Source organism: Bradyrhizobium sp. WSM1743 (assembly GCF_000473065.1).
In the GTDB taxonomy this organism is placed as follows: Bacteria; Pseudomonadota; Alphaproteobacteria; order Rhizobiales; family Xanthobacteraceae; genus Bradyrhizobium.
Window position 1 is genome coordinate 14,325 of sequence record NZ_AXAZ01000012.1, and the last position, 11,657, is coordinate 25,981.

8 protein-coding genes are annotated in these 11,657 nt (G+C 65.4%); all 8 read left to right on the forward strand.

All coding sequences use genetic code 11. The features are described 5' to 3' along the window. Nucleotides 1–22 precede the first annotated feature (22 nt). The 8 genes from YU9_RS0109905 to YU9_RS0109940 all read left to right on the forward strand — a co-directional run bounded on the left by YU9_RS0109905 (nt 23) and on the right by YU9_RS0109940 (nt 11,629). A complete protein-coding gene (locus YU9_RS0109905; protein WP_027572674.1) occupies nt 23–925 on the forward strand; it encodes a VOC family protein in 903 nt (300 codons plus the stop codon). Further along, nucleotides 922–2,529: a bifunctional 3-(3-hydroxy-phenyl)propionate/3-hydroxycinnamic acid hydroxylase gene (locus YU9_RS0109910; RefSeq protein WP_027572675.1), complete on the forward strand. Its 1,608-nt coding sequence runs from the start codon at nt 922–924 to the stop codon at nt 2,527–2,529. The genes YU9_RS0109905 and YU9_RS0109910 overlap by 4 nt, the downstream gene beginning before the upstream one ends. Continuing rightward, nucleotides 2,526–3,374 carry a fumarylacetoacetate hydrolase family protein gene (locus YU9_RS0109915; protein ID WP_027572676.1) on the forward strand — a complete coding sequence of 283 codons (849 nt, stop codon included), beginning with the start codon at nt 2,526–2,528 and terminating at the stop codon, nt 3,372–3,374. The genes YU9_RS0109910 and YU9_RS0109915 overlap by 4 nt, the downstream gene beginning before the upstream one ends. A gap of 113 nt (nt 3,375–3,487) precedes the next feature. Beyond that, nucleotides 3,488–4,813, forward strand: coding sequence for an MFS transporter (locus tag YU9_RS0109920; RefSeq protein ID WP_036017212.1), 1,326 nt, complete (start codon nt 3,488–3,490; stop codon nt 4,811–4,813). A gap of 111 nt (nt 4,814–4,924) precedes the next feature. Next, entirely contained in the window at nt 4,925–5,998 is a 1,074-nt protein-coding gene (locus tag YU9_RS0109925) for a hypothetical protein (protein WP_027572678.1), read from the forward strand. Between the two features lie 66 nt (nt 5,999–6,064). After that, nucleotides 6,065–7,072, forward strand: coding sequence for an NAD-dependent epimerase/dehydratase family protein (locus YU9_RS0109930; protein ID WP_027572679.1), 1,008 nt, complete (start codon nt 6,065–6,067; stop codon nt 7,070–7,072). Nucleotides 7,073–7,270: 198 nt separating this feature from the next. Further along, complete coding sequence (locus YU9_RS0109935) at nt 7,271–8,464, forward strand: efflux RND transporter periplasmic adaptor subunit (RefSeq protein WP_027572680.1); 1,194 nt, start codon at nt 7,271–7,273, stop codon at nt 8,462–8,464. A gap of 12 nt (nt 8,465–8,476) precedes the next feature. Then, nucleotides 8,477–11,629 (forward strand): efflux RND transporter permease subunit, encoded by a 3,153-nt coding sequence (locus YU9_RS0109940; protein ID WP_027572681.1) that lies wholly within the window; start codon nt 8,477–8,479, stop codon nt 11,627–11,629. Nucleotides 11,630–11,657 lie beyond the last annotated feature (28 nt).

The following is an 11,657-nucleotide window of genomic DNA, read 5'->3' on the forward strand; positions in this document are numbered from 1 at the left end:
CGAACTCTGACGAGGAAGTCCGATGTCCAATTGCCCCGTGGCCGCCCTGCGCAGCGTCGAGATCACGACGCCGCGCCTTGGCGCCTCGGCCGACTTCTACGCAAAGGTCTGGGGCCTCGATGTCGCTGCCGAAGCCGAGGGCACGGTCTATCTCGCCGCCACCGGAGCGGATCTTCACGTTCTCGAGCTCACGCAGGGCGAACGGGCTGCGCTGCGCAAGGTCACTTTTCGCGTGCGCTCGCGTGACGATCTCGACCGCCTGTTCGCGCGCGCATGTGAGGCGGATTGCGAGATCATCACGCCGCCCGGGGCATCGTACGCGCCGTCGGGCGGCACGCACTTCGTGATCCGCGAGCCGCAAGGCTGCTGCATGGAGTTCGTCCACGGCGATCGCACCAAGACGGCGCGCACTGTGGCTGACCGCCCCGAGCGGCTCGCCCACGTCAACATCAACAGCGCCGACATCGAAAAGCTCTCGACGTTCTACCAGCAGGTGCTCGGCTTTCGCCTGACCGACCGCTCGAAACTGATGGCATTCCTGTGCTGCAACAGCGATCACCACGCCGTCGTACTCGCGGAAGCACCGGTCAACGGTCTCAACCACGTCGCCTTCTTGATGCCGGATCTGGAATCGGTGATGCGCGGCTCCGGCCGCATGATTAATCACGGCTTTCCGATCGGCTGGGGAGTCGGCCGGCACGGGCCCGGCGACAATGTGTTCGCCTATTTCGTCGATCCGGATGGGGTCGTCATCGAATACACCGCCGAAGTCCTCCAGGTCGACGACAACTACCGCGCGAAAGGACCCGCCGAATGGGTCTGGCCACCGGGACGCACCGACCAATGGGGCATTGCGCCGCCCAAGAGCGAGGCCTGCAAGAACGCGCAACTCTCCGTGCTCTTCGACGCGGATCGCCACGCATGACGACGCCCTCGACCACCACGGACTACGACGTGCTCGTCGTCGGCTTCGGGCCCACCGGCGCAGTCGCGACCGGCCTGCTCGGCCATCTCGGCCACCGCACGCTCGTCGTCGACCGCCTCACCGACGTCTACGACAAGCCACGCGCGATCGCGCTCGATCACGAGATCTTTCGCCACTTCGACAATATGGGATTGGCCGATGCGATCGCGCCCCATGTCGAGCCCTTCACCGCCTCCGAGCATTTTGGCGTCGACGGCCAGTTGATCCGGCGCGTCCACATGATCGCAAAGCCCTATCCGCTCGGGTACACGCCGAGCATGGTGTTCAGCCAGCCGCCGGTCGAGGCGGAGCTGCGTCGTCACGCCACGAGCTTTGCCTGCGTGCAGGCCGAGCTCGGCGCCGAGCTGGTCGATCTCCTGCAGCGGCCGGATCGTGTCGAGGCGAAGCTGAAGGATGCCGGCGGACAATTGCGCACGGTGACGGCGCGGTACGTCCTCGGCTGCGATGGCGCCTCGAGCACGGTGCGCCAGATCGCCGGGATCGCGCTCGAAGATCTGATCTTCGACGAGCCCTGGCTGGTGGTCGACGTGCGGGTTGATGAGGCCGCGCTCGCAAAGCTGCCGCGAAACTCCGCGCAGTTCTGTAGTCCGGCGCGGCCCGTGAGCTTCCTGATCGGCCCCAAGAACCATCGCCGCTGGGAGATCATGCTGCTGCCGGGCGAGGACCCCAGGCAGATGGAACGGCCAGAGAACGTCTGGTCTCTGCTGTCGCCCTGGCTCACGCCGGAAGACGGCGAATTGTGGCGCGCGGCATCCTATCGTTTCCACGCGCTGGTGGCCGCCGATTGGCGCAACGGCCGCGTCGTCATCGCCGGCGATGCCGCGCATCAGCAGCCGCCCTTCATCGGCCAGGGCATGTGCCAGGGCCTGCGAGATGCGACCAACCTCGTCTGGAAGCTCGATTCCGTGCTGAAGGGCATCTCGCCCGACGCCCTGCTCGACAGCTACACGGCCGAGCGCAAGCAGCACGTGATTGAACTGACCGGCAAGATCAAGACGATCGGCCAGTCGATCTGTGAACGCGATCCCGCGGCCGCGCGACGCCGCGATACGCAGATTCTCCTTGAGGGCGGCGGCAAGCCGCTCGAAATCACGCGGCAGGAAATCATCCCGCCGCTGCGCACGGGTTTCCTGATGAGGCAGGATGGTGCGGCGCGCGGAAGCCTGTTTCCGCAGCCGCAGGTCCTGCGCGGCGACAAGGCTTGTCTGCTCGACAAGATCACCGGATCCGGCTTGCGCATATTCATCGACGGTCGCCGCAGCGATGCGCCGTCTCTAATCGCGCACTGCGCCGCGCATCCGGAGTTGATCCCAACGGCAATCGCGCCTGCCGGCACGGACGCATCCGGCATGCTCGAGGAGACCGACGGCGTGCTGGCCGGCTGGTTCGACCGACACGGCGTCGCCGCCGCGGTCGTGAGGCCCGATCATTACGTGTTCGGGACGGCGCGCAACGCGGGCGAGCTCGGCTCTCTCTTGCGCGAGGTCGGCTCGCGTCTGCACGGCCATCTCAATCCCGATCTGAACATGGAGAAGACTGCATGAAACTCGCAACCGTTGCGATCGACGGACGGAGGACCTGGGGCCTCGTCGAGGGCGACAATTTCCTCGATGTCGGCGCCGTGCTCACTACCCGCTATGCCGATCTGAGGGCCGCCATCGCCGGCATGCTCGCCGGTGTCGCGGATGCGAAGTCCAGGGCAGCCGATACGCCGCTTGCCAAGCTCAGCTGGCTGCCGGTCGTTCCGAACCCGGACAAGATCCTGTGCGTCGGCCTGAACTACGAGACGCACCGAAAGGAAACCGGCCGCCCCGAGGTCGAGCACCCCACCATCTTCTCGCGCTATTCCAACAGTCAGACCGGGCATCTGAAGCCCATCATCCGGCCGCGCGTCTCGACCGATCTCGACTTCGAGGGCGAACTCGCGGTCATCATCGGCAAGGCCGGGCGATATATCCCCCGCAGCGAGGCGATGGGCTTTGTTGCCGGCTACGCCTGCTACAACGACGGCAGCATCCGCGATTTCCAGCGCCACACCCATCAGTTCACACCGGGCAAGAATTTTCCTGATACCGGCGCGTTTGGCCCGTGGATGATGACGCCGGATGAGCTCGGCGAGCTCGGCGAGCTTAAGCTGACCACACGCCTCAACGGGCAGGTCGTGCAGGAAGCACAGATCAAGCACATGATCTTCGATATCCCCCGCCAGATCGAATATTGCTCGACGTTCACCCGGCTCGAGCCCGGTGACGTCATCGTCAGCGGCACGCCCGGCGGCGTCGGCGCCAAGCGCACCCCGCCGCTCTGGATGAAGCCCGGCGATATCGTCGAGGTCGAGGTCGAGAAGCTCGCCATCCTGCGCAATCCGGTCATCGACGAGGCGCCGTGAGCGATCCGCCCGACGTCCCTGCACCTCGGCGGCGGCGAGGCCTGCCTCGTTCGCCGCCGGGCCGACGCGCCTGATTTGAGACGACACAAGCAAAAGCCAAAGAGGGGAAACACATGAGCAACACCGCTGAGGTCATCGCCGGCGCAACCGATCGCGCCGAAGCCGCGCCCATCACGCCCGCATTCCGCAAGCTCGTGGTCGCATCCTCGCTCGGATCTGTCATCGAGCACTATGATTTCTTCATCTACGCCTTCACCGCTCCCATCGTGTTCGATCGCTTCTTCTTCCCGAAGATGGATTCGACCGCGAGCATGCTGGCGGTATACGCGACCTTTGCAGTCGGCTTCGTCGCCCGGCCGCTCGGCGGTATGGTGTTCGGCCATTACGGCGACCAGCTCGGCCGCAAGGCGATGCTGACGATCACCTTCGTTCTGATGGGCGTCGCGAGTTTCCTGATCGGCTGCCTGCCGAGCTATGATTCGATCGGACTCCTGGCGCCGATCGCGCTGGTCGCCTTGCGCTTCCTGCAGGGCTTTGCCTTCGGCGGTGAATACATGAATGCGGTGTCGCTGACGCTGGAGAATGCGCCATCGGCGAGGCGCGGCTTCTTCGCCTCCTTTGTCAACGCGTCCGGTCCGATCGGGGTGATCCTGGCCTCCGGCTTCATAGCTTTGCTCGGCTCTCTCTCGACGCCGCAGGATTTTGCACAATGGGTCTGGCGCGTGCCCTTCGTGCTGAGCCTTCTGCTGGTGGTGCTCGGCACCTATATCCGCCTCCAGGTCGATGAATCGACCCTGTTCAAGGCGGTGCAAGCCTCGGCCGCGCGACCGAAGGCACCGCTGCTCGACGTGGCGCGGTCGTGGAAGAAGTCGGTGCTGTTCGGCTGCTTCGCCAACATGGTGCACAGCACGTTCCAGTACATGAGCACGGTCTTTGTGCTCGGCTATGCCGTCAGGACGCTGGGCATGGCGCAAGCCAACGTCACTTTCGGCACCATGGTCGCCAACGTGCTGGAGATGTGCATGGTGCCGCTGATCGCGGCCTATTCGGACCGCTTTGGCCGCCGCCCGTTCATTGCGCTCGGCATCCTGCTGGCGGCGGCGTGGTACCCGATCTACTTCCAGCTCGTCGCGACCAAGGATCCGACGCTGCTGATCATCGGTCTCGTCGTCTCGATCGGCGTCATCCACGCCCTGATGTTCGCGCCGGAAGCGGCCTTTACGGCAGAGCTATTTCCGACGGAGGTTCGCGTCAGTGGCTCCTCCCTCGGCAAGCAGCTCGGCATCATCCTGGGCGGCGGCATCGCGCCGCTGGTCGGCACCGCCCTGATGGGATCAAGCGGCAGCTTCACGCCTGTGATCCTCTATTTCGAGGCGATCGCGGCCTGCGCCTTCATCGGTATCCTGCTCGCCCCGGAAAGCGCGAAACGCACGCTCTAGGCAGCGCGACCACTGGAGCACCGCCAGCTCCAGAGCGATTGCATCTCGCCAGCCGCCGCCCCCGACGCTTACGATCCCCGGTGACGATTCGACCGGCGCCGGGGAACCGCCATGGGACAGAGATATCTGATTGCCGCAACCCTGACTGCTCTTGGCTGGCTCCTGACGGCGCCCGCCCTCGGACAGCAGGGTCCGCTCACCGCGCGGCAATCCGAGGCGCTCGCCACCTACGAGCGGGCGCTCGCCGACTTCAAATCCATCCTCGCCGAGCGGCGGCGCCAAATCGACGCGAAGGAGCCGCTGCCGAACCTGCCAGGACAGGCGCTCTATCTCGCGCGCGTCGCCGTGATCAGCAGCTACAAGGATCTCACCGACGCCATGCCGTCGCGGATCGGCCGGCCGAACAAGTTCGAGATTCCGCCGGCCTATTTCGATGCCGACATCGAGCCGCTGGTCGACGAATACGGAAAGCTGTTCGACCTCATGGAGGCGCCGCCGGCCAATGCGCAGAACTCGCCAACGCCGTTCAAGGACGTCGTCGATCTCGCGGTCGCGATTGCGCGCGCGAAGGGCCTTGCGCCTGAACATGCCGAGGCCGCGGGCCGCATCAGCCTCGGGCTGTTCTTTGCGGAGACCAACGGCAAGCAGAATGTCCGCAATGCGCGCTCGAACACCTATATGGGGAGCTTCCAGACCGGCCCCTCCGAAGACCGCAACGGTCGCAGGAAATGGGAGGCCATCAAGGGCGACATCGTCGCCATCGATCCGGCGCTGAGTGCGCGCGACGACAAGGAAGAGGCGCGGGCCCGCGGCACTGACCATCGCTTCAACCACTGGACCAACGTGCGCGACGGCCTGATGAACGCGCATGCCGACCTGTTTCGGGAGATACCTGGAATCGTGAGGACGCTGCCTGACCCGATCGACCAGATGAAGCTGTTCGAGCTGATCCAGATCGTTCCCACCCCGACCAGGTCCGCGCTCAAATCGGGCGATCTCCTGAACTACAGGGTGTCCAGTCCCACGATCATGAAGCACCTGCGCAACAACAGCATTTTTGCTTTCGGACAGGCCGACCGGGCGCGCAGCTCGGCAAGCTACCGCGAGATCCTCGCTGCGATGTGGCTGTTCAATCGGAAGTTCGAGCGCGCGATGGCGAAGTACGCGGAGATCAGGCCGCGCTGATGCATCGGTTGCAACCGCCAGTGGAGGTTGTAGTCTCGCGATCTCATCGGCGACACGGACCGTTGCATGCGCATTCTCGTTCTCGGCGGCAGCCAGTTTCTCGGGCGCGCGATCGCAAGCCATGCTCGCGCCAGCGGTCATGACGTGACCTGCGCCGCCCGCGGCCTTACGGGGCCGATGGCCGCGGGCGCGCGCTTTGTGCGGATCGATCGCGATGTCGCCGACGGTCTTGCGCCGCTCGCGGGTGAGAGATTCGACGCCGTGGTCGATGTCTCGCGTCATCCCGGCCAGGTCCGTCGCGCCGTCGCCGCGCTGAAGCGGCCGGGCGTGCATTGGACTTTCGTTTCGACGATCAGTGTCTATGCGGACAACCGCATCCCGGGGCAACGCGCCGACACGGCGCCGCTGCGCGAACCTGTTGCGGGGGAGATCGAGCACAGCACCGACGCCATCTATGGCGCAGCCAAGGTCGCTTGCGAGCAAGCAGTCGGCCACGATGCCTTCATCTGCCGCGCCGGCCTGATCGCCGGACCGGAGGACCCGACCGGACGGTTCGCCTACTGGCCGGCGCGGCTGGCGCGCGGCGGCGAGGTGCTGGCGCCGGGATCGCCGGAGGATGCCGTCCAATTCATCGACGTGCGCGATCTCGCGCAGTGGATCGTGCATGCGGCAGAGACCCGTCTCACCGGCATCTATGACGGGATCGGGCCAATTCGCTCGCGCGGCGAATTCCTGGCCGAGTGCGCATCCGCGCTGGGCGCGTCGTGCACGTTCACCTGGGTCGACCGTGCCTTTCTGGAAGCGCATGACGTGCGGCGCTGGGCGGGTCCGAAATCGCTGCCGCTGTGGCTGCCTCTGCCCGACTTCGCCGGCTTCATGACGCGCGACACCTCGCCGGCGCGCGCGGCCGGCCTGACCTCGCGACCGCCGGGAGACACCGCGCGTGCTACGCTGCATTGGCTTCGCGCCAGCAAGGGACTGGTCGTCGGTCTCACCGCCGAAGAAGAGAAGGACGTGCTTGACGCCTGGCATGCGCATCGTGCGCTTGGTGAAGAGCAGGACGATCGCATATGACCTGTGGCAGCTGCCTGTGCGCACGCCTCGTCCTTCGAGACGGCGCTTACGCGCCTCCTCAGGATGAGGCTAAATAACTGTCAAAGACACACCGCCCGTTGCGGCGCAAGGCCTGCGACCACCATGGCTATGGTGTTCCACGGCCGGGCATTTGTTGGTAGCCTGCCGCACCGACAGACAGCAACCGGGGGCCACCGAATGACGCGCGCGAATCCCGCATCTCCCGCACGAGGTAGGAAAGCGTGGAGTCATGTCGGGCGGGTTTTGGCAACGGCAACCGCCGTGATCGCACTCACCGGCTGTGAGGACAAGAACACGTTCGTGGCGCCGCCGCCGCCCAAGGTCGACGTCGCGACGCCCGTGCAGCGTCCTGTGACGCGCTACATCGAGGCCACCGGCAACACCGCGCCGATCAAGAGCGTCGATCTGGTCGCGCGCGTGCAGGGCTTTCTGCAATCGATCGACTATCAGGACGGCACCTTCGTCAAGCAGGGCACCCAGCTGTTCACGATCGAGCCGGAGACCTACAAGCTCAAGCTCGAGCAGGCGCAGGCGGCCGAAACCGGCGCGCAGGCCTCGCTGCGGCAGGCGGAAGCCGACTACAAGCGGCAGGCCGAACTGGTGCAGCGCCAGGCGGTCTCGCAAGCCACGCTCGACACCTCGACCTCGAACCGCGACAACGCCCAGGCCAATCTCCAGCAGGCTCAGGCCAACACCAAGCTCGCCGAAGTCAATTACGGCTACACCAAGGTCACGGCGCCGTTCGACGGCGTCGTCAGCGCGCACATGGTCTCGATCGGCGAGCTCGTCGGCGTCTCCTCGCCGACCCAGCTCGCCACCATCGTCGCGATGGACCCGATCTTTGTGAACTTCACCGTCAACGAGCAGGACGTGCTGCGCATCCGCGCCGAGGCGGCGCGCCGCGGGCTGACGCCCACCGACCTCAAGCAGTTTCCGATTCAGATCGGCCTCCAGACCGAGACCGGCTACCCGCATCAGGGGGATCTCGATTATGTCTCGCCGACCCTCAACCAGTCGACGGGCACGCTGGCGGTGCGCGGCCTCGTTCCCAACGACAAGCGGGTGCTGCTGCCCGGCTATTTCGTCCGGGTCCGCGTGCCCTTCGACCAGGAGAAGAGCGCCCTGCTCGTTCCTGATACTGCGCTCGGCAGCGATCAGGGCGGCCGCTATCTGCTCGTGGTCAACGGCGACAACATTGTCGAGCAGCGCAAGGTGCAGATCGGCCCCGTCGATAACGGCCTGCGCGTGATCGAGAGCGGCCTGAAGCCGGAGGACCGCGTGGTGATCGCGGGGCTGCTGCGCGTCATCCCGGGCCAGAAGATCGACCCGCAAGCGACGAAGATCGACCAGTCCCAGGCGTCTGCCAAGTAGGAGCCGCCGGCCATGATCTCAAAGTTCTTCATCGAGCGACCGGTCCTCTCGAACGTCATCGCGCTGCTGATGATCCTGATCGGCGGCGTCGCGCTGTTCAATCTCGCCATCGCGCAATACCCCGACGTGGTGCCGCCGACGGTGCAGGTCACCACGCGCTATCCCGGCGCCAGCGCCAAGACCGTGATCGACACAGTGGCCTTGCCGATCGAGCAGCAGGTCAACGGCGTCGAGGACATGCTGTACATGCAGTCCTACAGCGGCTCGGACGGCACCTACACGCTGACCGTGACGTTCAAGATCGGCACCGACCTCAACTTCGCGCAGGTGCTGGTGCAGAACCGCGTCTCCAGCGCGCTGTCGCAATTGCCGCAGGCGGTGCAGAACCAGGGCGTCACCGTGCAGAAGCGGTCGACCTCGATCCTCTTGTTCGTGACGCTGACCTCGCCGGATGCAAGGTACGACAGCTTGTACTTAAGCAACTATGCCACCATCAACATTCGTGACGAACTCTCGCGCCTCCCCGGCGTCGGCAACGTCACCGTGTTCGGCGCCGGCCAGTACTCGATGCGGATCTGGCTCGATCCCAACAAGCTGCAAGTCCGAGGTCTCGTGCCGCAGGATGTCATCCAGGCGATCCAGCAGCAGAGCCAGCAGGTCTCGGCCGGCCAGGTCGGTGCGCCGCCGACGCCGCCGGGACAGGCGTTCCAGTACACGCTCAACGTCAACGGACGGCTCGACGACGCCAGCCAGTTCGAGAACATCATCGTCAAGTCAGGCACCAGCGGCGACGTCACGCGGGTGCGCGACGTCGGCTGGGTCGAGCTCGGCGCGCAGACCTACAGCCAGATCTTCTCGCTCAACAAGCAGCCGGCGGTCGGCATCGGCGTGTTCCAGTCGCCCGGCGCCAACGCGCTCCAGGTCGAGCAGGCCGTCGAGAAGAAGATGGCCGAGCTCGCCAAGCGCTTCCCGGAAGGGATCAAATACGACACGCCATTCGATACCACCAAGTTCGTGGAAGCCTCGGTGCACGAGGTCTACATGACCTTGATCGAGGCCGGCCTGCTCGTGCTGGTCGTGATCCTGGTGTTCCTGCAGGACTGGCGCGCGATGCTGGTGCCGGCGACGACCGTGCCTGTCACCATCATCGGCGCGTTCGCCGCGATGGCGGCGCTCGGCTTCACCATCAACATGTCGACGCTGTTCGCGATCGTGCTCGCGATCGGCATCGTGGTCGACGACGCCATCGTCGTGGTCGAAGGCGCCGCCCACAACATCGAGCAGGGCATGAACGGCCACGACGCCGCGATCAAGGCGATGGACCAGCTGTTCGCGCCGATCGTCGGCATCACCCTGGTGCTGATCTCGGTATTTCTGCCGGCCTCGTTCCTCGCAGGACTCACCGGCCGCATCTATTCGCAATTCGCGCTGGTGATCGCCGCGACTGCGCTGCTCTCCGCCATCAACGCCGCGACCTTGAAACCGACGCAATGCGCGCTGTGGCTGCGGCCGGCGGTGCCGCCGGAGCAGCGCAATTTCTTCTATAGGGGTTTCAATGCGGTCTACAACCGCGTCGAGCGTGGCTACACAAGGCTGATCACGTTCCTCGTGAAGCACGCCACCATCTCGGTCGCGTTCGCCCTGCTGGTCATCGGCGCCAGCGGCTATGGCCTGTCGCGGGTGCCGACCGGCTTCCTGCCGATCGAGGACCAGGGCTATCTGATCGCCGCCGTGCAACTGCCCGACGGCGCCGCGCTGGAGCGGACGCAAGCCGTGCTCGACCGAGCGAGCGGGCTGATCAAGGACACGCCAGGCGTGGCGCAGGTCATCACCATCGCCGGCATCTCCGCGCTCGACAACAGCGCCAGCCTCGCCAATGCCGGCGTCGCCTACATCATCCTGAAGGACTGGGACGCCCGCAAGGGTCCCGGCGAGGATCTGCGCTCGCTGGTGTACGGGCTGAACGACAAGCTCGCGACCATCATGGAGGCGCGCACCATCGTGCTGCCGCCGCCGCCGATCCAGGGCATCGGCAACGCCGCCGGATTCTCGATGCAGGTTGAGCTGCGCGACGGCAACAGCGATTTCGCCAAGCTGCAGGCCATCACCGGTGCGATGGTCTCTAACGCCCAGAGCCAGAGCGCGCTGCAGCGCGTGCAATCCTCGTTCCGCTCCTCGGTGCCGCAATTCAACGTCGAGATCGACCGCATCAAGACCCAGACCCTGCACGTGACGACGGATCAGGTGTTCTCGGCGCTGTCGACCTATCTCGGCTCGTCCTATGTCAACCAGTTCAACAAGTTCGGCCGCGTGTTCCAGGTCTACACCCAGGCCGATCCAGCCTTCCGCGTCACCGAGCGCGACATCGCCAACATGCAGGTGCGCAACTCGAACGGCGACATGATCCCGATCGGCACCGTCGCCAAGATCACGCCGGCGACCGGGCCATCGCTGATCAGCCTCTATAACCTCTATCCGTCCTCGACCGTGATCGGCCTGCCGGCGCAGGGCTACTCCTCCGGCCAGTCGCTGAAGCTGATGGAGGAGATCGCGGACAAGACGCTGCCGCCGGGCACCGGCTATGAATGGACCGCGATGTCCTACCAGGAGAAGGCCGTCTCGAACCAGATCTACTGGGTGTTCGGCCTTGCCATGCTGCTGGTCTATCTCGTGCTCGCCGGCCAGTACGAGAGCTGGTACGCGCCGATCTCGGTGATCCTCGCCGTGCCGCTGTCGCTGCTCGGGCCGATGCTGATCCTCTCCGGGCTCAAGATCGACAACAACCTCTATTGCCAGATCGGCCTGATCCTTTTGATCGCGCTCTCGGCCAAGAACGCCATCCTGATCGTCGAGGTCGGGCTCGAGCTGCACGGCCGCGATGGCAAGCCGCTCCTGGAGTCCGCGATCGAAGCCGCGCGCGCCCGCTTCCGCCCGATCCTGATGACCTCGTTCGCCTTCATCCTCGGTGTCGTGCCGCTGGTGCTCGCGACCGGCGCCGGTGCCAGCGCGCGCAAGTCGATCGGCATCACGGTGTTCTCGGGCATGCTGGCCTCGACCTGCCTTGCGGTGCTGTTCGTGCCGGCCTTCTTCGTGGTGGTGCAGCGCTTCGAGAACTGGCGTGCGTCGAAGAAGGTGGCGAAGGCAGTGGCGGAGGTGAAGGCTTAAGAGCCGCTGGGTCGGATGGACCGTGCCG